22 protein-coding genes and 1 pseudogene are annotated in these 21,209 nt (G+C 46.7%); 7 read left to right on the top strand and 16 right to left on the bottom strand.

Annotated features, from left to right (window positions below):
* Positions 1–57: 57 nt before the first annotated feature.
* Together namA and AUL54_RS18760 are read left to right on the top strand one after the other, a co-directional pair.
* Positions 58–1,074 carry an NADPH dehydrogenase NamA gene (namA, locus tag AUL54_RS18765; RefSeq protein WP_060964821.1) on the top strand — a complete coding sequence of 339 codons (1,017 nt, stop codon included), beginning with the start codon at positions 58–60 and terminating at the stop codon, positions 1,072–1,074.
* 116 nt (positions 1,075–1,190) lie between these two features.
* On the top strand, positions 1,191–1,967 hold the full coding sequence (locus AUL54_RS18760) for an alpha/beta fold hydrolase (RefSeq protein WP_060964820.1): 777 nt from the start codon (positions 1,191–1,193) through the stop codon (positions 1,965–1,967).
* 45 nt (positions 1,968–2,012) lie between these two features.
* Here AUL54_RS18760 and rpmG read toward each other — a convergent pair whose 3' ends face one another.
* Together rpmG and rnz are read right to left on the bottom strand one after the other, a co-directional pair.
* Positions 2,013–2,162 (bottom strand): 50S ribosomal protein L33, encoded by a 150-nt coding sequence (gene rpmG, locus AUL54_RS20925; protein ID WP_003153246.1) that lies wholly within the window; start codon positions 2,160–2,162, stop codon positions 2,013–2,015.
* Between the two features lie 78 nt (positions 2,163–2,240).
* Positions 2,241–3,167, bottom strand: coding sequence for a ribonuclease Z (gene rnz, locus AUL54_RS18755; RefSeq protein WP_060964819.1), 927 nt, complete (start codon positions 3,165–3,167; stop codon positions 2,241–2,243).
* Positions 3,168–3,375: 208 nt separating this feature from the next.
* On the opposite strand from rnz, the gene zwf reads away from it, so the two are divergent.
* Positions 3,376–4,845: a glucose-6-phosphate dehydrogenase gene (gene zwf, locus AUL54_RS18750; RefSeq protein ID WP_060964818.1), complete on the top strand. Its 1,470-nt coding sequence runs from the start codon at positions 3,376–3,378 to the stop codon at positions 4,843–4,845.
* 90 nt (positions 4,846–4,935) lie between these two features.
* Here zwf and gndA read toward each other — a convergent pair whose 3' ends face one another.
* Both gndA and AUL54_RS18740 read right to left on the bottom strand, forming a co-directional pair.
* A complete protein-coding gene (gene gndA / locus AUL54_RS18745) occupies positions 4,936–6,345 on the bottom strand; it encodes an NADP-dependent phosphogluconate dehydrogenase (protein ID WP_007408395.1) in 1,410 nt (469 codons plus the stop codon).
* 108 nt (positions 6,346–6,453) lie between these two features.
* Complete coding sequence (locus AUL54_RS18740) at positions 6,454–7,698, bottom strand: DNA polymerase IV (protein WP_060964817.1); 1,245 nt, start codon at positions 7,696–7,698, stop codon at positions 6,454–6,456.
* A 75-nt stretch (positions 7,699–7,773) separates the two neighbouring features.
* Here AUL54_RS18740 and AUL54_RS18735 point away from each other — a divergent pair, with 75 nt between their 5' ends.
* Both AUL54_RS18735 and AUL54_RS18730 read left to right on the top strand, forming a co-directional pair.
* The gene (locus tag AUL54_RS18735; protein ID WP_003153239.1) at positions 7,774–8,055 is read left to right on the top strand and encodes a hypothetical protein; all 282 of its coding nucleotides are present in this window, start codon (positions 7,774–7,776) and stop codon (positions 8,053–8,055) included.
* A 32-nt stretch (positions 8,056–8,087) separates the two neighbouring features.
* Positions 8,088–8,924 carry a membrane protein insertase YidC gene (locus AUL54_RS18730; protein WP_020956057.1) on the top strand — a complete coding sequence of 279 codons (837 nt, stop codon included), beginning with the start codon at positions 8,088–8,090 and terminating at the stop codon, positions 8,922–8,924.
* Between the two features lie 85 nt (positions 8,925–9,009).
* On the opposite strand, the gene AUL54_RS18725 is transcribed toward AUL54_RS18730, so the two are convergent.
* From AUL54_RS18725 to mce, 3 genes and pseudogenes are all read right to left on the bottom strand, one after another.
* A complete protein-coding gene (locus AUL54_RS18725) occupies positions 9,010–10,125 on the bottom strand; it encodes a M20/M25/M40 family metallo-hydrolase (protein ID WP_060964816.1) in 1,116 nt (371 codons plus the stop codon).
* A 15-nt stretch (positions 10,126–10,140) separates the two neighbouring features.
* Complete coding sequence (locus tag AUL54_RS18720; protein ID WP_101605604.1) at positions 10,141–11,658, bottom strand: acyl-CoA carboxylase subunit beta; 1,518 nt, start codon at positions 11,656–11,658, stop codon at positions 10,141–10,143.
* A pseudogene (mce, locus tag AUL54_RS18715) lies at positions 11,651–12,080 on the bottom strand (methylmalonyl-CoA epimerase). Before mce ends, AUL54_RS18720 begins: the two are co-directional and overlap by 8 nt.
* Positions 12,081–12,173: 93 nt before the next feature.
* Here mce and prli42 point away from each other — a divergent pair.
* Positions 12,174–12,269, top strand: a complete 96-nt coding sequence (gene prli42 / locus AUL54_RS21365; RefSeq protein WP_016939040.1) for a stressosome-associated protein Prli42 — start codon at positions 12,174–12,176, stop codon at positions 12,267–12,269.
* Between the two features lie 13 nt (positions 12,270–12,282).
* Here the strand turns inward: prli42 and AUL54_RS18710 are convergent, their stop codons facing one another.
* From AUL54_RS18710 to brxB, 6 genes are all read right to left on the bottom strand, one after another.
* Positions 12,283–12,813, bottom strand: coding sequence for a L,D-transpeptidase (locus tag AUL54_RS18710; protein WP_047475667.1), 531 nt, complete (start codon positions 12,811–12,813; stop codon positions 12,283–12,285).
* Between the two features lie 68 nt (positions 12,814–12,881).
* Entirely contained in the window at positions 12,882–13,835 is a 954-nt protein-coding gene (locus tag AUL54_RS18705) for an aromatic acid exporter family protein (protein ID WP_016939038.1), read from the bottom strand.
* A gap of 76 nt (positions 13,836–13,911) precedes the next feature.
* Positions 13,912–14,634 carry an arginine ABC transporter ATP-binding protein ArtM gene (locus tag AUL54_RS18700; RefSeq protein ID WP_060964813.1) on the bottom strand — a complete coding sequence of 241 codons (723 nt, stop codon included), beginning with the start codon at positions 14,632–14,634 and terminating at the stop codon, positions 13,912–13,914.
* Positions 14,627–15,286 carry an arginine ABC transporter permease ArtQ gene (locus AUL54_RS18695; RefSeq protein WP_016939036.1) on the bottom strand — a complete coding sequence of 220 codons (660 nt, stop codon included), beginning with the start codon at positions 15,284–15,286 and terminating at the stop codon, positions 14,627–14,629. The genes AUL54_RS18700 and AUL54_RS18695 overlap by 8 nt, the downstream gene beginning before the upstream one ends.
* Positions 15,287–15,347: 61 nt before the next feature.
* Positions 15,348–16,115 (bottom strand): arginine ABC transporter substrate-binding protein ArtP, encoded by a 768-nt coding sequence (locus AUL54_RS18690; protein ID WP_016939035.1) that lies wholly within the window; start codon positions 16,113–16,115, stop codon positions 15,348–15,350.
* A 246-nt stretch (positions 16,116–16,361) separates the two neighbouring features.
* Complete coding sequence (gene brxB / locus AUL54_RS18685; RefSeq protein WP_003153223.1) at positions 16,362–16,799, bottom strand: bacilliredoxin BrxB; 438 nt, start codon at positions 16,797–16,799, stop codon at positions 16,362–16,364.
* A gap of 179 nt (positions 16,800–16,978) precedes the next feature.
* Here brxB and AUL54_RS18680 point away from each other — a divergent pair, with 179 nt between their 5' ends.
* Positions 16,979–17,875 carry a YegS/Rv2252/BmrU family lipid kinase gene (locus AUL54_RS18680; protein ID WP_060964812.1) on the top strand — a complete coding sequence of 299 codons (897 nt, stop codon included), beginning with the start codon at positions 16,979–16,981 and terminating at the stop codon, positions 17,873–17,875.
* A gap of 43 nt (positions 17,876–17,918) precedes the next feature.
* Here AUL54_RS18680 and AUL54_RS18675 read toward each other — a convergent pair whose 3' ends face one another.
* From AUL54_RS18675 to AUL54_RS18665, 3 genes are read right to left on the bottom strand one after another with little or no spacing between them, the layout of a single operon-like run.
* Complete coding sequence (locus tag AUL54_RS18675; protein WP_060964811.1) at positions 17,919–19,181, bottom strand: dihydrolipoamide acetyltransferase family protein; 1,263 nt, start codon at positions 19,179–19,181, stop codon at positions 17,919–17,921.
* Positions 19,182–19,202: 21 nt separating this feature from the next.
* On the bottom strand, positions 19,203–20,186 hold the full coding sequence (gene bfmBAB / locus AUL54_RS18670) for a 3-methyl-2-oxobutanoate dehydrogenase subunit beta (RefSeq protein WP_060964810.1): 984 nt from the start codon (positions 20,184–20,186) through the stop codon (positions 19,203–19,205).
* A gap of 12 nt (positions 20,187–20,198) precedes the next feature.
* Entirely contained in the window at positions 20,199–21,191 is a 993-nt protein-coding gene (locus tag AUL54_RS18665; protein WP_060964809.1) for a thiamine pyrophosphate-dependent dehydrogenase E1 component subunit alpha, read from the bottom strand.
* Between the last annotated feature and the right edge of the window lie 18 nt (positions 21,192–21,209).

The following is a 21,209-nucleotide window of genomic DNA, read 5'->3' as shown; positions in this document are numbered from 1 at the left end:
TGAATGATCATGAGTTGTTATAATCAATGTCTAAAAACATTCCGGGAGGCGAAATAAATGGCCAGAAAATTATTTACACCATGGACCGTTAAAGATGTAACGATCAAAAACCGTATTGTTATGGCACCGATGTGCATGTATTCCTCACATGAAAAGGACGGAAAACTGCAGCCTTTTCATATGGCGCACTACATATCGCGTGCAATCGGTCAGGTCGGTCTGATTATCGTTGAAGCGACAGCCGTTAATCCGCAGGGACGTATTACCGATCAGGATTTGGGCATTTGGAGCGACGATCATATCGAAGGCTTTGCCAAACTGACAGAACAAGTGAAAGCACAAGGGTCTAAAATCGGCATTCAGCTCGCGCACGCGGGACGTAAAGCAGAGCTTGACGGAGACATTTACGCTCCTTCAGCCATTCCTTTCGATGAGCAGTCCAAAACACCGGCTGAAATGACGATAGAACAAATTAAAGAAACCATTCAGGAATTCAAACAGGCCGCGGCGCGTGCGAAAAAAGCCGGCTTTGACATTATCGAGCTTCATGCGGCACACGGCTACTTAATGCACGAATTTTTGTCACCGCTGTCCAATCACCGTACAGATGAATACGGCGGCTCACATGAAAACCGCTACCGCTTCTTAGGCGAGACCATTGAAGCCGTCAAGGAAGTCTGGGACGGACCGCTATTTGTCCGTGTTTCCGCATCTGATTATACTGATAAGGGGCTGGACATTGCCGATCATATCGGCTTTGCGAAGTGGATGAAGGAGCAGGGAGTCGACCTGATTGATTGCAGCTCAGGCGCACTCGTTCAAGCTGATATTAACGTCTTCCCCGGCTATCAAGTGAGCTTTGCGGAGAAAATCCGTGAGCAGGCCGAAATCGCAACAGGCGCCGTCGGTTTGATAACGACAGGGACAATGGCCGAAGAAATTCTGCAAAACAACCGCGCTGACCTCATTTTTGTCGCGAGAGAACTTCTGCGCGATCCGCATTTTGCAAGAAGTGCAGCGAAGCAGCTGAATACAGAAATACCGTCGCCGGTTCAATACGACAGAGCATGGTGACAGAAGAGACAGCCGGAAATTTTTATCATCGGCTGTCTCTTTTTTTTATTTTTTGAGAAACGATCGCCGAAGCATCTCCGTCTTCCTTATAGAACCAATTAGAGGGGATGACTCCAATGAAAGCAGCATGGATGGAAAGGACATACCTGATTGACGGCTGTCCGTTTTATACAAAACACCGTAAAGGTGCCGGCGAAGTGACGATCGTCTTTGAAGCCGGCTGCGGCACTTCTTCTGAAACATGGACACCATTACTCACTGACATAGATGAAGAATTTGGGGTTTTCACATATGACAGAGCCGGAATCGGCAAAAGCGGCCAAAGCAGAAACAAGCGAACGGCAGATCACATGGTACAGGAATTAAACGCCCTTCTGCTGAAGGCGGGCGTCAAGCCTCCTTACCTTGTCGTCTCGCATTCATACGGCACGATTATCAGCAGACTTTGGGCGAGCCGAAACCGACGGGATATTCTCGGAATGGTGCTCCTTGACCCGGTTTCTGAAGATCAGGAGACGAAAGTGCTTCCGCTTCTTCCCGCGGAAATGAAAGCGGCCTACCTGAAGCAGTTCAGATTAGAAGGATCACACGCGGAATTTTTGACGAGCCTTCGGCAGATCAAGCACCAGCAGATTCATTTCGGCGATATGCCGCTGTTGATTTTATCATCGGGAGAGCGTGATGAGCGCTTAAAGCACGCTCATGAAGAATGGATGAAACTGCACAGAAGCATGCTCGATGTCTCTTATCAAAGCGGATGGATTCAGGCCAAAAACAGTTCTCACGCCATTCATCACGATGAACCGCATATCGTCCACCTTGCCATTTATGATGTTTGGTGTGCGGCGCGCCAGCAAATGAATGCTCCGGCCTATCAGGCGGTAAACTCATAAAACAAAAGCCATTGTGCCGGAGCACAATGGCTTTTTTATCGTGATCTACTTCGTCTCACGATGTAAAGTATACTTTTTCAACCGGGGTGAATACTTCTTCATTTCTAATCGATCCGGATTCGTCCGTTTGTTCTTCGTCGTGATATAGTTTCTGTCCCCTGTCTCTGTGCAGGCCAATGTTACATTCACACGCATCATTTTCACCTCTCGATCAAATCGTAATAATTACGTTTTATTATATACCCTCAAATCAAAATGTCAAGCGTCCATTTTTTAAGAGCGTTCCACTGTGACTTCCATGAAGTCAAATGCGATCCTGCTGTTTTCAAATACCGCTTTCGCCTCATGTTCCAGACGCTCTATCGGTGATTCGCCTTGATACCTTGCGCTGATATGAGTTAAGATCAGCTGTTTGGCGCCTGCTTTTTTTGCCGTTTGTGCAGCTTGTTCTGTCGTCGCATGATAGTAATTATGCGCAAGCTTTGCATCTTCTTTAGCAAACGTCGCTTCATGAACAAGTACATCGGCATTGCGCGCAAGCTCCGTTACCCGCTCTGATGCCCGGGTATCCCCTGAAAAAGCGACGATCCTCCCCTTTTTCGGCGGCTCCAAAAAATCCTGTCCATCAATTATTCTTCCATCATCAAGCGTGACTGTTTCGCCTTTTTTGATCTTCTGATAGACGGGGCCGGGTGGAATATTCATTTCCTTCAGTCTGCCGGCCTGCAATGCACCGGGAATATCTTTCTCCTGTACACGGTAGCCGAACGCTTCTACACCGTGAATGACGGATGTTGCGGTAACGATGAATTGCTCATCTTCAAAAACCGTTCCCTCTTCAATTTCATGTACGGTAAGAGGATACGTCAAATGAGTCGCCGTCACATTCAGGCTTGTTTCAATAAATGCTTTTATGCCTTTTGGCCCGTAAATCGTCAGCTCTTCTTCACCGCCCTGAAATGACCGGCTTCCCAACAGACCCGGAAGACCGTAAACATGGTCACCGTGAAGATGGGTGATGAAAATCTTTTCGATTTTCCTCGGTTTGATTGTTGTATGTAATATCTGATGCTGAGTGGCTTCTCCGCAATCAAACAGCCATACGGAACGCCTTTCTTCAAGAAGCTTCAGCGCGACGGACGTTACGTTTCTCGCCTTTGCCGGCATGCCGGCCCCCGTCCCTAAAAATAATAATTCCACAATGCTTCCTCCTAGATCTTTGTACTACTAAGGATACAGGATCAGGCTGAAAATGTGAATTCACCCGGGGCTTCTCCGGCCTGATTAATTTTTTTCTGTAAACCTCAAAAAACAGGCTGAAACATTTGCTTTCAACGAATTTTAGATTTAAAATGAAGGAAATATGCGGGGTTTTAAACCATGCTTCAGATAAAGTGAGGTACTCTAAGTGAAAACAAACGACAAACCAAAAGCAGTAATTGTAATATTTGGTGCCACAGGGGATTTGGCAAAACGAAAACTTTACCCATCCATTCACCGTTTATATAAAAATGGTCAGATTGGTGAAGAGTTTGCAGTTGTAGGTGTTGGAAGAAGACCTTGGTCAAACGAGGACCTCCGTGAAACCGTTAAAACGTCTGTTTCTTCGGCTGGGCAAAAAGACATAGATGATTTCACATCTCATTTTTATTACCATCCGTTTGATGTAACGAATCCGGGTTCCTATCAGGAGCTGAATGTCCTGCTTGATCAGCTTGAACATACATATGAAATCCCGAATAACCGAATGTTTTACTTGGCAATGGCCCCTGAGTTTTTCGGCACAATCGCAAAATCGCTTAAAAATGAAGGTGTCACAGCGACAAAAGGCTGGTCCCGTCTCGTAATTGAAAAACCGTTCGGCCATGACCTGCCGAGTGCGAAAGAGCTTAACAAAGAAATACGGGAAGCTTTCACAGAAGATCAAATTTATCGGATCGACCATTACTTAGGCAAGCAAATGGTTCAAAACATCGAAGTCATCCGTTTTGCGAATGCGTTGTTTGAACCGCTTTGGAATAACCGCTACATCTCAAACATCCAGATTACGTCAAGTGAAGATCTCGGCGTTGAGGATCGTGCGAGATATTATGAAAAATCAGGCGCACTCCGCGATATGGTTCAAAATCACATTTTACAAATGGTCGCTCTCTTAGCAATGGAACCGCCTATTAAACTGAACACAGAAGAAATCCGCAGCGAAAAAGTGAAGGTGCTGAGAGCTCTCCGCCCTGTCGCTCCAAATGAAGTGGGCGATTACTTCGTCCGCGGACAATACCAAGCGGGAACGATCAACGGAAACTCTGTACCGAGCTATACAGATGAGCAAAACGTAGCACCGGATTCCAATACGGAAACATTCGTGTCCGGAAAGCTGTTAATCGACAACTTCCGCTGGGCCGGCGTTCCGTTTTACATCCGAACAGGGAAACGGATGAAAGAAAAATCAACGAAAATCGTCGTTCAATTTAAAGACATTCCGATGAACCTATATTACGGCAATGAAACGAATGTAAATCCGAACCTGCTTGTCATCCACATCCAGCCGGATGAAGGCATCACTTTATATCTGAATGCTAAAAAATTAGGCGGAGCCGCACATGCTCAGCCGATTAAGCTGGACTACTGCAGCAACTGCAGTGACGAAATGAACACACCGGAAGCTTACGAAAAGTTGATTCACGACTGTCTGCTCGGTGATGCAACGAACTTTGCCCATTGGGACGAAGTGGCGCTTTCTTGGAATTTCGTCGACGCGATTTCCGAAACATGGGCAGCCGACAAAACCCTTTCCCCGAATTATGAAGCCGGATCAATGGGACCTAAGGCTTCAGACGACCTCTTAGAAAAAGACGGCCTTCACTGGTGGAATATATAAGAAGAAATTAAAAAACCGCGGCGCTGTTCATAAGGCCCGCGGTTTTTACATATCAGAAAAGCCCCCGCAGTTATTGCGGGGGCTTCTTCATTACTTCATCCATTCAGTATGGAAAATGCCTTCTTTATCCGTGCGTTCGTACGTATGCGCGCCGAAGTAGTCACGCTGCGCTTGAATCAAGTTTGCAGGAAGCACTGCCGTACGGTAGCTATCGTAATATGCAAGTGCGCTTGAGAACGAAGGTACCGGCACGCCTTGGGCTACGGCAAGTGAAATCACTTGGCGAAGGGCGCCTTGGTAGCTTTCTGCAATGTTTTTGAAATAGCTGTCTAACAGCAGGTTGTCAAGCTCCGGTTCACGGTCATACGCATCTTTGATCTTTTGCAGGAACGCCGCGCGGATGATACAGCCGCCGCGGAAGATCATCGCGATTTCACCGTATTTCAGATCCCAGTTATATTCTTCAGATGCAGCTTTCATTTGGGCGAAACCTTGTGCGTAAGAACAGATTTTACTCATGAAGAGCGCTTTTCTGACCGCTTCAATCAGCTCTTCTTTGTTTTCAGTGACCGGCTTAACGTCAGGTCCGGACAACAGGCTGCTTGCTTTCACACGCTCTTCTTTCATTGCGGAAATGAAACGCGCAAAAACAGATTCAGTGATAATCGGAAGCGGCACGCCTAAGTCAAGAGCGCTTTGGCTTGTCCATTTACCCGTTCCTTTTTGGCCTGCTTTATCAAGGATGACATCAACAAGCGGTTTGCCCGTTTCTTCATCTTTTTTAGTGAAAATGTCAGCCGTGATTTCGATCAGATAGCTGTCAAGCTCTCCTTTGTTCCACTCAGCGAATACTTCATGAAGCTCTTCGGCAGACAGTCCGAGCACCTGTTTCAGAATGAAGTATGACTCAGAGATCAGCTGCATGTCACCGTATTCGATACCGTTGTGCACCATTTTTACATAGTGCCCCGCTCCGTCCGGGCCGATGTATGTCGTACAAGCTTCTCCGTCCACTTTAGCAGAAATGGCTTCCAAAATCGGCTTCACGAGTTCGTGCGCTTCCTTTTGGCCGCCCGGCATAATAGAAGGCCCCTTAAGCGCTCCCTCTTCACCGCCTGATACACCCGTTCCGATAAAGTGAATGCCGCTTTCGGCAAGCTCTTTGTTCCGGCGCTGTGTATCTTTATAGTATGTATTTCCGCCGTCAATCAAAATATCGTCTTTTTCCAGATGAGGAAGAAGAGATTGAATCGTCGCATCCGTTGCAGTTCCCGCTTTAACCATTAATAAAATTTTGCGGGGTGTTTCAAGAGACTGGACAAACTCCTCAATGCTGTATGTACCGACAACATTTTTGCCTTTTGCCTCTTCTAAAAACTCTTCCGTTTTGCTGCTTGATCTGTTGTATACAGACACAGAAAATCCCCGGCTTTCAATGTTAAGAGCCAGATTTTTACCCATTACCGCAAGACCGATAACTCCGATTTGTTGTTTTGACATATTCTAACGTCCCTTCTTCAAACGTTTAACCATTTTAAAATTTAAATTAAAATAAAATGATATTTATACTAAAGAAATTATCATACATAACCCCTTTTTTCAAGTTATTCACCTTTTCTTTTCATCCTGAAAAAAGTCTCTGTTAAAGCTCGTTCCCCTTGTTTTGCTTTCTTCTTTTTTCATGACGGCGCCTTTTCGGATCATGTGTCGGCCGTATTTTTCATTCAGCTCGTTCATCATCTGAACAATCGGCTCGTCCTTTGCATCCTCCTTGAATGAAAACAGATCAAGCTGTTTGTACGCCTGCTGTTTTTCGACCAGTTCCGTTCCGGTGATGCCGAGAAGCCTCACCGGTTTTTGGTTCCAGTGCTTGTCAAACAGTTCCATCGCCGCATTCATGATGTCTTTTTTCTGATCAGCCGGATTGCTGAGGGTCATGCTTCTTGTGACCGTTTTCCAATCCGCATAGCGGATCATGATAAACAGCCGGCAGGCCATGACCTCCTTACGCTGAAGCCGTTCGCTTACAGACAGCGCGAGCCGGTCAAACACGCCGGTTAATTCATCCCAGTCAGCCGAATCATGCGAAAGGGTGGATGAGTTGCCGACGCTTTTAAATTCATAAATCCGTTCGGGATCGACTTCTGCGTGGTGGATGCCGTTCGCCTTATCCTTCAGCCTCGGCCCGTTTATGCCGAGCAGCATTTTCAGCGCCCGTTCGTCTCCTTTTGCCAAATCACCGATCGTTTTGATGCCGAGCGTTTTTATTTTTTCCGCAGTCTTCGTTCCTATACCGTGCATCTCTTCAATCGGGAGAGGCCACAATATGTCGGGCAGCTCTCTTTTTCTTAAAATGGTGATGCCGAGCGGTTTTTTCATATCAGACGCCATCTTGGCGAGAAATTTATTCGGAGCGATGCCGATGCTTGACGGAAGCAAAAGCTCTTTTTGCAGCCTTGCCTGAATGTCTGCGGCTGTCTCATACGCCCTGTGTCCGTGGGGTGTGTCCGTAATATCCATGTATCCTTCATCAATAGAAACCGGTTCGACTAAATCCGTATACTCCCTCAGAATGCTGAACATTTCTTTTGACGAACTCCGGTAGCGGTCAAAATTCGGAGGAACGACGATAAGTTCCGGACAGAGGCGTTTTGCCTGCCACACCGGCATGGTGGTCTTTACGCCCCGCGCTCTCGCTTCATAGCTGCAGGTGACGATGATTCCTCGCCGTTCCTTCACGTTTCCGGCAACGGCGAGAGGTTTTCCCTTTAAAGACGGATCATACGCCATTTCCACAGAGGCATAAAAACTGTTCATATCGATATGAAATATAATTCTCCCTTTTCCGGCCACTCCCGGCGCCTCCTTTCCTTTCATAGACAACCTTATATATATGTAGTAAAATAAGAGCTGAATGGATGTGATAAAATGATTCTTGAGTCAATGAATGACTTTTTATTTTTAGTCGATTTTTTCACAATTATTCTTCCCGCTCTGACCGCGATCGGCATCGCTTTTCTTTTGCGTGAGCGCCGCGCAGGCGAGCATTGGAGAACGAAACGAATAGATGAACATCAAGCAGTCGTTCAGCTGAACCGAACAGACTTTCTTATTATTATATATCATCGCATTACAACTTGGATACGTAAAGTCATCCGCATGAATTCACCGGCGAATGATGATGAAGATGTCAGCTTCCTCCTTTTATAACGGCAAGTGAAGATAAAAAGGAGGAGACATAATTGTCTAAAACATATCAAAAATGGATAGCATTCGGATTATTTTTTATCGTACTGTGCACAGGCCGCTCGGCTTTTGCAGCGACATCTCAGACTCAGACGGGAGGCCTCGGGAATATCGGGTTTTTCCACGATTACCTGATCGAGCCGTTTTCGGCACTTTTAAAAGGAGTGGCGGGCCTGTTCCACGGTGAGTACGGACTGTCGATTATTCTGGTGACGATTATCGTCCGGATCGTTGTATTGCCTTTGTTTGTGAACCAATTTAAGAAACAGCGGGTGTTCCAGGAAAAAATGGCTGTGATCAAACCGCAGGTCGACAGCATTCAGGCTAAAATGAAACAAACGAAAGATGCGGAGAAACAAAAAGAACTGCAAATGGAAATGATGAAGCTTTACCGTGAGCACAATCTGAATCCGATGGCAATGGGATGCCTTCCGATGCTGGTGCAATTCCCGATTTTGATCGGTTTTTATTACGCCATCCGCTCAACGCCGGAAATCGCTTCACACTCATTTCTGTGGTTCAGCTTAGGGCATTCTGATATTCTTGTATCACTGTGCGCGGGCGCCATGTATTTCTTACAGGCTTATATTTCCCAAAAATTAAACGAGAAATATTCACCGGCCGCTCAAAATCCGGCCGCGATGCAGTCAGCAAAAATCATGGTCTTTATTTTCCCTGTCATGATGACCATTTTTTCACTTAACGTACCGGCTGCGCTTCCGCTTTACTGGTTTACAAGCGGACTGTTTTTGACAGTGCAGAACGTGCTTTTACAGCAGACGCATCATAAAAAGAAACAAGCTGCGGCTCAGGCGGAGCCCGCAAAATCATAATATTGAACCTGCCGTGTGAATTCCGGCAGGTTTTTTCGTGTGTATCTGACGAAAAAAAACACCCAATTCATTGGGTGCTTCGTTTTTAGTTGGCTGCTGTTTCGATAATGGCAACGACCATTTCCGCCGTTTTGACGAGCTCTTCAATCGGCATTTTTTCATTTTTCGTATGGATTTGTTCATAACCTACTGACAGGTTGACTGTCGGAATGCCGTGGCCGGCAATGATGTTCGCGTCACTTCCGCCGCCGCTCGTCTGAAGTTCGCTCGGCCGGCCGATTTTTGCCGCCGCTTTTTTCGCGACTTCCACAACCTGATCGCCGTCCTGGTATTTGAAACCCGGATACATGACTGCGATGTCCACTTCTGCGCGGCCTCCCATCTCAGCTGCCGCAGATTCGAAAGCTTCCTTCATTTTCTGCACTTGCGCTTCCATTTTTTCAGGCACTAACGAACGCGCTTCTGCCAGAATATCAACTTGATCGCAGACGATATTGGTTTGCGTGCCTCCTTCAAAACGTCCGATATTAGCCGTTGTTTCTTCATCAATACGGCCGAGCGGCATTTTTGAGATTGCTTTTGATGCGATTGTAATCGCGGAGATGCCTTTTTCCGGTTCTACTCCCGCATGAGCCGTTTCTCCGAAAATGGTTGCTCTCACTTTCGCTTGTGTCGGTGCGGCTACAATAATGTTGCCGACTTTTCCGTCTGAATCAAGCGCAAAACCGTATTTCGCGGTAATATCGGAACGATCCATTGCTTTTGCTCCGACTAATCCTGATTCTTCTCCGGCCGTGATGATGAACTCAATCGTTCCGTGCTCGATGTTTTGTTCTTTCAGCACTTTAATGGCTTCAAACATTGCGGCAAGGCCCGTCTTATCATCAGCGCCTAGAATCGTCGTGCCGTCGGTTTTGACATAGCCGTCTTCCACAATCGGCTTAACGCCTTTTCCCGGAACAACAGTGTCCATATGCGATGTGAAATAAATCGTATCCGCATCTTTTGTGCCCTTTAACGTACAGATTAAGTTGCCGGCTCCATGCCCCGTCACTTCTTTTGTATCGTCTTCTTTTACGCTCAATCCTAAATCAGTGAATTTTTGTTTGAGCACCTTGCTGATTTCCGCTTCGTGTTTTGTTTCTGAATCAATTTGAACAAGTTCCAGAAATTCTTCAAGCAGGCGTTTTTCGTTTACCATTTTCAGTTCCTCCGTTTAAAGCGGTATATTACCGTGCTTTTTTTTCGGTCTTTCCTCTTCCTTATGCGCAAGCATGTCAAATGCCTGTATCAATTTTTTCCTCGAGTCTTCCGGCCGGATGATGTCATCCACCATACCGCAGGCAGCCGCTTTATACGGACCGGCGTTTTCCTTTTCATATATGGCTTTTTTTTCGCGCTTCGTTTTTTCCGGATCGTCAGAAGCCTGTATGTCTCTGCGGTATAAAATCGATGCCGCGCCTTCTGCTCCCATCACGGCAATTTCCGCATTGGGCCAGGCAAATACAAGATCAGCTCCGAGCCCTTTCGAATTCATGGCGACATAAGCGCCTCCGTAAGCTTTTCTGATGATGAGCGTCACTTTCGGCACCGCCGCTTCGGCAAAAGCATACAGCAATTTTGCTCCGTGACGGATGATTCCCGCATGCTCCTGCTGAAGGCCCGGCAGAAATCCGGGAACATCAGCGATCGTTAACAGCGGAATATGAAATGCGTCGCAAAAACGGATGAATCTCGACGCTTTGTCAGCGGCATCAATCGTGAGGCTCCCCGCCAAATGTTTCGGCTGGTTTGCGACAAAACCGACCGTGCGACGTCCGAGCTTCAGAAAACCGACAGCAATGTTTTTAGCAAAATACGGCTGAATGTCAAAAAACGTTCCGTCATCCGCCAGTTCTTTTATCACCTGTAACACATCGTAAGGTTTCGAACTGTCCGCGGGAACGAGGGTGTTTAATAACGGTCTGGCGTCTTCCTTTTTAACGGGCAATGCCGTCTGACTGCCGTGCGGGAGATAAGAAAGCAAGGTTTTCACCGCGGAAAGAGCCTCTTTTTCCGTTCGTGCGGAATAGTGGGCATTTCCGCTTATCACATTATGTATTCCCGCACCGCCTAAACTTTCCGCGTCAATCTGTTCACCCGTCACCTGTTCAATGACTTTAGGACCTGTAATAAACATGTGCGACGTCTGTTCCGCCATAATCACAAAATCCGTCAGAGCGGGTGAATAAACAGCACCGCCGGCACATGGCCCGAGGATAACAGAAATTTGCGGAATCACTCCCGAGTAAAGGACGTTCCGCCTAAAAATATGACCGTAGCCATTTAATGATACCACACCCTCTTGAATTCTCGCACCACCTGAGTCGTTCAGTCCGATGATCGGGGTTTTATTTTTAGCCGCCAGATCCATCACTGCAGCGATTTTTTCGGCATGTGTCTCACCGAGCGTCCCGCCGAGAACGGTAAAGTCATGAGCAAATAAATACACGGGCCGTCCGTCAATTGTGCCGTATCCGGTAACGACGCCGTCTCCCGGAGCATGTTGGCATTCGGGCATGCGGCTTTTGGCAAACGGCTGAAGCTCTGAAAAACTGTCTTCATCCAATAAATAGGCAATTCTTTCTCTTGCCGTCAGCTTGCCTTTTTTGTGCTGTTTTTCATTTCTTTCCGCACCGCCGCCGTTTGTAAAAAAGGAACGTCTTTCGTTTAAGTGTCTGATATGGTCACTCATGCTCATCTTCCAGTTTCTCCTTTTTCAATTGTTTCACAAAGCTCAATCAAAACCCCGTTCGCCTCTTTCGGGGAGAGAAATGCGATCTTCTTCCCGCCCGCTCCGCTTTGCGGTTCATGATTGGTCAAAGTCATGCGGCTTGATTCAAGCTCCTTGATCGTTTCCTTAAGATCGGCGCACCGGAACGCCAAATGATGCAGCCCTTCGCCTCTTTTCTGTAAAAAGGAGCTGACGGGAGATGCTTCGGACAGCGGCTCAATCAGCTCAAGTTTTGTGCTTCCCGCTTCTAAAAAAGCAACTTTCACATTTTGGCCGTTTACCAGCTCGTCTCCTATATACGTAAGCCCCAGCATCCGTTCATAAAATCCTCTTGCGGCATCAATAGAGCTGACGGCAATACCAATATGATCAAGTTTTTTCATTGCGCGGCCACCTGCTTTCTGTCATAGGATATGGCTTGTTCATACAAGCAAAACACGTTAAAATGATAGACAGTAATCTTAAGGAGTGAAACGATGTCTCAGAAATTCATGAAAAGCGCTGTCATCGTCATTTTAGGCGTATTTATACTGTCAACAGTCCTCTCAGGCATTATGATGTATTTGCGATAAAAAAGCGGGCGCCTCATTGCACGGGGGTTTCCTGCTTTTTTATGAGGGCTTTCCGCTCTTTTGCAATGTCCTCAAATGAGCGGTTTTCTTTTGTAATCAATACTTTCGTTCCGGGAGGGATAATCCGAAAAATATGGATGACATCCCGGTTTTTCATGCGGATGCAGCCATTTGATACAAACCCTCCGATCAGCTCTTCTCTGTTTGTCCCGTGAATGCCGTATATCCTGCCGTCGGTTCCTTTCGCATCAAAACCGATCCAGCGGACGCCGAGCGGATTTTCCGGCGCGCCTCCCTCTACATTTTTCTTCCGGTAATACGGATTTACAGCCTTGACCGTTACCGTAAATTCTCCTTCAGGCGTCAGATCATCTGTTTTTCCCGTCGCCACCTGATAAATGCCTTCTATTCGATTATCCTTCACAACCGCAAGCGCATTTGTGGTTTTATTGACGATAATGTAAGGGTCACCCGGCAAAGGATTCGCGCCAAGCGGCCAAAGCGGAGACAGCAGCAGGATTGCTGACAATAAAAAAAATCGCATGGGCTCCCCTCCTTTTTTCATTAGAATGACCAATGAAAGGAGGACTCATGCGATGATTCATATGTTTTTTACAGCTTGATGCCTTTGAAATAACTTTTAATCACGAGATATTGTTCCATCTCACCGAGCAGGTGGAATAAAGCCGCCCGCGCTTCAAATTCCTCGCGTGTTGCCGGGAGCGGCATTTCTTCAAATTCCGTTCTCATTTCCGCCAGTCTTTTTAAAAATTTATGGGCGGTATTGCCGGGATGAATGGCTTCCCTTAATTCATGGATAAAATGGGCAATCATTTTTCCCTGCTCCACCGTTATTGAAACAGAGGTAATCTTCGGCAGCAGCCTTTCGATAATTTCAAATTGTTTCTGTCTCATTTTAAAATAATGATAGTAGAGATTTTCATGGCGCAAAATATGATTCTGCACGTCACGGTACGCGAGGTTTTTCGCCTCTTGAATCATCTGATGCGTCTCCGGTATTTCTTTCCCCGTCCAATCTTGCTCACCTGTTAACAAATACCGTTCGATTTCGGCGAAGATGACGGCAAAGTTGTCCTCGATTTTTTTCCGGTACGCCGCAAGTTTTCTGTCGAGGCTCGGCATATACAGATTCATTAACAGCGCGACGCCGATACCTACGGTGATCAGCTGGAACTCATTCCAGATAAACGCCGGCGTAATGCCGCCGGACATATATAAATGAAGAATGATAACTGAGCTGGTGACGATCCCCTCGTTTATTTTTAAAACGACTGTAGTCGGAATGAACAGCACGAGCAATATTCCGATCACAAACGGATAATAGCCGATCAGTCCGAAAAAGACATATGAAAAGACGATCGCCAATAAACAGGCGGCAAATCGGGCCCACGAGGCCTGAAGCGACCGCTTTTGCGTAATTTGGATGCACAATATGGTGATGATTCCTGCGGATGCGAAGTTTTGCAGATGCAACAGCTGGGCTAAATAAATGGCCAGCGCCGTTCCAAGTGCGGTCTTTAGTGTGCGGTAACCGATTTTAAACATTGCTTGCTCCATTCTGTTTGTTTCGTTCTCAAAAAAAAGAAGAAGAGCATTCTTCTTCTTTTCTTACAGTTATATTTTATAATATTTTTTCTAAAAAGTCCTGTGCTCTTTTTGACTTCGGAGAAAGAAAAAATTCATCCGGCGGCCCGTCTTCCACTATTGTGCCTTCATCCATGAATAATACGCGGTCTGCGACTTCCTTGGCAAATCCCATTTCGTGCGTGACGATCACCATCGTCATGCCTGTCTGCGCGAGCTCTTTCATCACCTCAAGGACTTCTTTGACCATTTCCGGGTCAAGGGCTGAAGTCGGTTCATCAAACAGCATGATGTCAGGATTCATGGCAAGCGCCCGCGCGATGGCGACACGCTGCTTCTGCCCGCCTGACAAGCGGTTCGGATAGTCCTTCCGTTTTTCAAGCAGCCCGACTTTTTCGAGGAGCGCGCACGCCTTTTCTTCCGCCGCCTTTTTGGACTCTTTCTTCACACTGACCAGTGCATATGTGATATTATCAAGCACCGTTTTATGAGGAAACAGATGAAAATGCTGAAATACCATACCGATATTTTCCCGCACTTTCAGTTTATTCGTTTTAGCGGCGGTGATTTCTTTTTCCTTAATGGCAATCGTTCCGCCGCTCGGGGTTTCCAGCAGATTTAAGCAGCGCAGAAACGTTGATTTGCCCGAGCCGGAAGGCCCGATGACGGCGACGACTTCACCTTCTTGGATCTGTGTTGAAATGTTTTTCAATACTTCGTGTTTCCCGAATGATTTTGAAAGGTTGTCGACCTTAATCATTGGCTTTCAGCTTCCTTTCTACGCCTTTTCCGATGAATGCTAAGATCAAAACGAGCACGTAATAGATTAAGCCCGCCACAATAAGAGGCTCTAAATAGTTGTATGTTGCGGCGCCGGACTGGTAGGCCCGTCTCATGATATCGCCGAGACCGATAACCGTGACGATCGCCGATTCTTTCGTCAAAGTGATTAATTCGTTAATAATGGCCGGAGAAATGTTTTTGAACGCCTGCGGCAGCAGCAGATCTTTCATCATTTTTCCGTAAGGCACGCCGAGAGCGACGGCAGCCTCTTTTTGTCCTTTGTCAATCGCGTTGATTCCCGCTCTGATAATTTCAGAGACGTAAGCGGCAGAATTGAGCGATAAGGCGGTGACCGCCGCCCAAAATTGGTCGATCTGAAAGCCGAGAAGCTGCGGCATACCGAAATAAATGATCATCAGCTGCAGCACGAGCGGCGTGCCGCGAAAAATTGAAGTATAAAAATCCGCAATCCATTTCAGCGGACTGATCGTGCTGATTTTAAACAGACTGAGAATGATGCCTAATACAAGGCCGATGACCGCTGAAACGAGCACAATTTTTAATGTGACGGCAAGGCCTTCCAATATAAAAGGAATTTGGGGTATTGTCGCTGAGAAATCCAAATTCATACGTGTGATCTCCTTTACCTATATTCAAGATAAAAAGCTCAACGAAAAGTTGAGCTTTCTTTTATTTCTCGTTGGTGAACCATTTTTTCTTCAGTTTTTCGATTTCTCCGTTTTTCTCCATTTCTTTCAGCGCTTTGTTAAACTTCGCTGTCAGATCACTGTCTTTGCGGAACGCAATCGCGGAGCCCGATTCGTCTGATTTCGCATCTGCTGAGACAAATCCCTGCAGATCATGATTTGAACTGAAATAGCCCTGTGCCACGATGTCTTCGATAATTGCGGCATCAAAACGGCCGGATTTAATCTCTTCCGTTAAGTCTGAAATGCGGTTGCGGTCTTCGAGCTGAAAACCGTATTTTGAAGCAAGCTTCTTGCCTTTTTCTTCTTGAATGGAGCCGAGCTGAACACCGACGGTTTTGCCTTTCAGATCATTCAGAGATTTAATGCTGCTTCCCTTTTTCGTAACGATCATATTGTTAGCAGTATAATAAATATCTGAGAAATCTACTTGCTTTTTCCGTTCCGGCGTAGGTGTCATTCCTGATAAAATCATATCAACCTGCTTAGACTTCAGCGATGTAATCAGACTGTTGAAGTCCATGTCCTGCACCTCAACGTCATAGCCAGTCTTTTTGCCCAGAGCTTTTGCCAGATCAACGTCAAATCCGACGATCTGATCGCCGTCTTTATATTCAAACGGTTTATAATCAGCCGATGTACCCATAATCAGTTTGTTCTTTCCGCCTTCTGAGCCTGAATTGCCTGACCCGCAGGCGGACAGCGCAAAGGTGATACATGCGGCAGTCAATACCAACAGCCATTTCTTCATGATTATTTTCCCCCATATCTGCTTATCTCTTAAACTTGAATATTTATTCGTTAATCTGTATTTTAAACACTTTTTACTAGTTATGCAATACTATTTTCAAAAAATATAATTCCCTTTCTTTATTTATTATAGTCATTGTTTTTCGAATGAGTGACAGCTGATTGCCGGTGCATAAATATTTATATTTATACAAACACCATATAAAAAAACCCCGCAAGCGCTCGGCTCCGGGGTTTTCCTTTTTACTTATACTTCTTCACAATATTCTTCAAAGGCTTCCTGCAGTTTTGTGACGACGGCCATAGGCTCATGCCCTTCAATTTCATGGCGTTCCACCATTTTCATGATTTTCCCGTCTTTTAAAATCGCAAAGGACGGAGAGGACGGCGGGTAGCCTTCAAAGTACTCTCTCGCTTTTGCTGTCGCTTCTTTGTCCTGTCCGGCAAAAACCGTCACAAGCTGATCCGGGCGTTTATCATAATGTACGGAATGGTACGCCGCAGGTCTTGCAATTCCGCCTGCGCATCCGCAGACAGAATTGACCATAACAAGTGTCGTTCCTTTTTTCGAAAGCGCTTCGTCCACTTCCTCAGCGGTTTTCAGCTCCGTATACCCGGCGGCTGTAATTTCCTGACGGGCTTGACGCACGACATCATTCATAAATAAATTAAAATCCATATTCAACTGGGACCTCTCCTTTTTGATCATCTTCTCTTATGATAGCAAGGAACCTGCCCTATCGGCAAATGACACCGCTCATCTCCGATTGATTTTTGTCCCTTTTATGTTTTCGATGTAAGTTTATGACCTTTTAAAAACGGGAAACTTGTTAAAGAGATTGTCTGAAATAAAGGAGCAGTCGTATGAGCCAACGGAAAGCAGTATTAATTTATAACGGAAACGCCGGTCAAAAACAGATTGATAAAACCCTCGGCACGGTCGTCCCCATTTTGGCCCAGTCAGCTGACGAGCTTTTGATTAAACCGACCAAACATCAGGATGATGCCAGTCAGTTTTGTGAAAATCTCGACAGCTCGGTTGACCATTTATACATTTTAGGCGGAGACGGCACAGTGCATCAATGCATCAACAGTATCAGCAAGCTTGATCACAGACCCGCTGTCGGCATTTTGCCGGGGGGAACGTGCAACGATTTCTCACGGGCGCTCGGCATCCCGCAAAATCTTCAAAAAGCCGCTGAAGCGCTCGCAGCCGGGCATAAACGAATGATAGACGTCTGTAAATCGGATGACGGCTATTTTTTGAACTTCTGGGGGATCGGGCTGATCACTGAAGCATCGAGCCATATTAATGAAAAAGAAAAAGCATTGCTCGGGAAAATCAGCTATTTCACGAGCGCCTTAAGGACGATGACAAGCGCGAACCCTTTTCCCGTCAGATTGACGATCGACGGTGAGGTGAAAGAAGACGAAGCCGTTATGGTGCTTGTCATGAACGGGCATTTTATCGGGACAAACAGAGTTCCCCTGCCTGATGCCAGCCTTCAGGACGGGTTAGCCGATGTGTTAATCTGCCGCAGCACAAGCCTTGCCGCTTTGCGGGAGCTGATGACGATGGAGCAGGGTTCATTTGATGATTTTAAAGGAGAGCTTTCGTATATTCAGGCTTCCAGGATTGAAATCGAAACCGGACGTGAGATGGACGCGGATACGGACGGCGAGGTATATGGAAAGGCGCCTTGCACGATCGAAGTGAAAAAACATCATCTCACTATGCTCGTTCCCGAAGATTCAGAATGAAACTGAAAAAACTCCCTTTGCCGCCAGGGCAAAAGGAGTTTTTTTAATAGACTGAAGTATTTTCGTCAATGTTTTCTAAGATCTCTTTGACGCGTCCGAGGAAACGGCCGCATACGAGCCCGTCAAGCACTCTGTGATCTAAAGACAGGCAAAGATTAACCATATCACGCACGGCAATCATCCCGTTATTCATGACAACCGGACGTTTGACGATTGATTCTACCTGAAGAATGGCTGCCTGCGGATGATTGATAATGCCCATAGACTGAACCGAGCCGAAAGATCCCGTGTTATTGACGGTAAAGGTGCCGCCCTGCATATCATCAGCGGCAAGTCTTCCGTCTCTCACTTTTTTCGCAAGATCCGTTATTTCTCTGGCTATGCCTTTAATCGTTTTTTCATCAGCATGCTTAATAACCGGAACAAACAGCGAATCTTCTGTGGCAACGGCAATGGAGATGTTGATGTCTTTCTTTTGGACGATTTTGTCCCCCGCCCACATGCTGTTCATTTGCGGGAACTCTTTAAGAGCCTGCGCCGCCGCTTTAACAAAGAAAGCGAAGAATGTTAAATTGAAGCCTTCTTTTTGTTTAAACGAGTCTTTCATGCTGTTTCTGTACGCCGTCATGTTCGTGACGTCGACTTCCATCATCGTCCAGGCATGCGGAATTTCTGTTTTGCTTTTATGCATATTGGCTGCGATGGCTTTTCTGACGCCTGTAACCGGAATTTCAATATCACCGGCTGACAGAGCTGGTGCCGGCGCTTGTTTTTGCTGCTGTTTGGGTGCTTGTTGTGTTGTTTGGACGGCAGCCGGTGCCGATGCTTCCGTCTTCTGCTGCATTCCCGAATCAATGATCTTTTGAATGTCTTTTCGCGTAATTCTTCCGCCTGCACCCGTTCCTTCAACTTCTTCAAGCTGAATGCCGTGTTCTCCCGCTAATCTGAGCACAGCCGGCGAATATCGCGCTTTATTTGACTGATCTTTACCTGCACGGTTTGAATCGGTGTCTGCAGGGGTATTTTGCACTTCTTCCCGCTTCGGCGCCTCTTCGGCTGCCGTTTCTTCTGTTTCAATTTTGCAGATGATCTCGCCTACTGCAAGAGTCTGCCCTTCTTCCCCTACTAGTTCTGTAATCGTACCGGTAAAAGAAGACGGCACCTCCGCATTCACTTTATCTGTCATGACCTCCGCGATGGGGTCATATTTATTCACTTGATCACCCGGGGATACCAGCCATTTGCTGATCGTCCCTTCCGTCACGCTCTCTCCGAGCTGAGGCATAGCCATTTGTTCAATCGCCATGTCAAAAACCTCCTTACGTCTTTAAAACTCCGCTAATTCTCTCATCGCGGCTTCTGCTTTGTCAGGATTCATCATGAAGTATTTTTCCATTGCCGGCGCATAAGGCATCGCCGGAACGTCAGGACCCGCAAGCCGCTTGATCGGTGCGTCTAAATCAAATAAGCAGTTCTCAGAAATAATGGCGGCGACTTCACTCATAATGCCGCCTTCTTTCGTATCTTCTGTGATCAGCAATACTTTACCCGTTTTAGATGCGGCTTCAATGATGGCTTCTTTATCTAACGGATAGACCGTACGCAAATCTAATATGTGCGCGGAAATTCCGTCTTTTTCAAGACGCTCGGCAGCCTGCAGAGCGAAATGGACGCATAAACCGTACGTAATGACAGTAATGTCGCTGCCTTCGCGTTTTATATCCGCCTTTCCGATCGGAAGGACGTAATCGTCAGCAGGGACTTCGCCTTTAATCAGGCGGTACGCCCGCTTATGCTCGAAAAACAGTACGGGGTCTTCGTCACGGACAGCAGCTTTTAACAGCCCTTTTGCATCATAAGGAGTTGAAGGCATGACAATTTTAAGGCCCGGCTGGTTGGCAAAGATAGCCTCCACAGATTGGGAATGATACAACGCCCCGTGCACGCCGCCGCCATAAGGCGCTCTGATGACCATCGGACAGCTCCAATCATTGTTTGAACGGTAGCGGATTTTTGCCGCTTCTGAAATGATTTGGTTGACCGCAGGAAGAATGAAATCGGCAAACTGCATCTCCGCGATCGGACGCATGCCGTACATGGCGGCGCCGATACCGACGCCGGCAATCGCTGATTCCGCAAGCGGCGTATCCATCACCCGCTCTTCTCCGAACTGCTCATAGAGACCTGCCGTGGCTTTAAACACGCCGCCTTTTCTCCCGACGTCTTCCCCGAGAACAAAAACACGCGGATCTCTTTCCATTTCTTCTTTCATTGCTGCATTAATACTGTCAATATAAGACATTACAGACATAAGTATTCCTCCCTACTTCGCATAAACGTGATCAAGCGTTGATTCAGGAGATGCATATGGCGCTTTCTCCGCTTCGTCTGTCGCTTCGTTTACGATAGCCATGATGTCATCCAGCATGGTCTTTTCTTCTTCTTCACTAAGAAGCCCGGCTTCTTGAAGGTATGTTTTGTATATAAGAAGCGGATCTTGTTTCTTTGCTTCTTCTACTTCTTTGCGTTCTCTGTAGCTGCTGTCGTCGTCGTCACTCGAATGCGGCGTCAAACGGTAGGAAACCGTTTCGATTAATGTAGGGCCTTCGCCTTTAGACGCACGTTCGCGCGCTTCTTTCACGACTCGATAAACTTCCAGCAGATCGTTTCCGTCAACAGTGACGCCCGGCATACCGTAGCCTACCGCCCGGTCGGAGATATTCTCGCAGGCCACCTGTTTGTCATACGGGACAGAAATGGCATACTTATTGTTTTCACACATGAAAATGACCGGCAATTTATGCACGGCGGCGAAGTTCGCCCCTTCGTGAAAATCTCCCTGATTGGAAGAGCCTTCTCCAAAGGTCACGAAAGAAACGATATCCTTTTTATCCATGCGTCCCGCAAGCGCGATCCCGACTGCGTGAGGGACCTGCGTCGTAACAGGAGAGGAGCCCGTTACGATTCTGTTTTTCTTTTGACCGAAGTGTCCCGGCATCTGCCTTCCGCCTGAGTTCGGGTCAGCCGCTTTCGCAAAACCGGACATCATCAAATCCTTTGCAGTCATACCGAATGCAAGCACTACCCCCATATCTCTGTAGTAAGGAAGCACATAGTCGGTATCGCGGTTTAAAGCATAGGCCGCGCCTACTTGTGCCGCTTCCTGCCCTTGACATGAAATAACGAACGGAATTTTGCCCGAGCGGTTTAACAGCCACATTCTTTCGTCGATTTTTCTGGCTAACAGCATGGTTCTATACATTTCAACGGCTTCCGCGTCAGAAAGCCCTAATGCTTGATGGCGGTTTGTAGTCATTCAAACCCCTCCTTCTTT

It is taken from the genome of Bacillus sp. SDLI1 (assembly GCF_001553895.1).
In the GTDB taxonomy this organism is placed as follows: Bacteria; Bacillota; Bacilli; order Bacillales; family Bacillaceae; genus Bacillus; species Bacillus siamensis.
This window is presented reverse-complemented; position numbering and strand designations above follow the sequence as displayed.

What these genes read in the sequence shown, in the direction of transcription:
- namA (WP_060964821.1), top strand. Translation starts at nt 58, where the DNA reads ATGGCCAGAAAATTATTTACACCATGGACCGTTAAAGATGTAACGATC.
- AUL54_RS18760 (WP_060964820.1), top strand. Translation starts at nt 1,191, where the DNA reads ATGAAAGCAGCATGGATGGAAAGGACATACCTGATTGACGGCTGTCCG.
- rpmG (WP_003153246.1), bottom strand. Translation starts at nt 2,162, where the DNA reads ATGCGTGTGAATGTAACATTGGCCTGCACAGAGACAGGGGACAGAAAC.
- gndA (WP_007408395.1), bottom strand. Translation starts at nt 6,345, where the DNA reads ATGTCAAAACAACAAATCGGAGTTATCGGTCTTGCGGTAATGGGTAAA.
- AUL54_RS18735 (WP_003153239.1), top strand. Translation starts at nt 7,774, where the DNA reads ATGATTCTTGAGTCAATGAATGACTTTTTATTTTTAGTCGATTTTTTC.
- AUL54_RS18725 (WP_060964816.1), bottom strand. Translation starts at nt 10,125, where the DNA reads ATGGTAAACGAAAAACGCCTGCTTGAAGAATTTCTGGAACTTGTTCAA.
- AUL54_RS18720 (WP_101605604.1), bottom strand. Translation starts at nt 11,658, where the DNA reads ATGAGTGACCATATCAGACACTTAAACGAAAGACGTTCCTTTTTTACA.
- prli42 (WP_016939040.1), top strand. Translation starts at nt 12,174, where the DNA reads ATGTCTCAGAAATTCATGAAAAGCGCTGTCATCGTCATTTTAGGCGTA.
- AUL54_RS18710 (WP_047475667.1), bottom strand. Translation starts at nt 12,813, where the DNA reads ATGCGATTTTTTTTATTGTCAGCAATCCTGCTGCTGTCTCCGCTTTGG.
- AUL54_RS18705 (WP_016939038.1), bottom strand. Translation starts at nt 13,835, where the DNA reads ATGTTTAAAATCGGTTACCGCACACTAAAGACCGCACTTGGAACGGCG.
- AUL54_RS18700 (WP_060964813.1), bottom strand. Translation starts at nt 14,634, where the DNA reads ATGATTAAGGTCGACAACCTTTCAAAATCATTCGGGAAACACGAAGTA.
- AUL54_RS18695 (WP_016939036.1), bottom strand. Translation starts at nt 15,286, where the DNA reads ATGAATTTGGATTTCTCAGCGACAATACCCCAAATTCCTTTTATATTG.
- AUL54_RS18690 (WP_016939035.1), bottom strand. Translation starts at nt 16,115, where the DNA reads ATGAAGAAATGGCTGTTGGTATTGACTGCCGCATGTATCACCTTTGCG.
- AUL54_RS18680 (WP_060964812.1), top strand. Translation starts at nt 16,979, where the DNA reads ATGAGCCAACGGAAAGCAGTATTAATTTATAACGGAAACGCCGGTCAA.
- AUL54_RS18675 (WP_060964811.1), bottom strand. Translation starts at nt 19,181, where the DNA reads ATGGCGATTGAACAAATGGCTATGCCTCAGCTCGGAGAGAGCGTGACG.
- bfmBAB (WP_060964810.1), bottom strand. Translation starts at nt 20,186, where the DNA reads ATGTCTGTAATGTCTTATATTGACAGTATTAATGCAGCAATGAAAGAA.
- AUL54_RS18665 (WP_060964809.1), bottom strand. Translation starts at nt 21,191, where the DNA reads ATGACTACAAACCGCCATCAAGCATTAGGGCTTTCTGACGCGGAAGCC.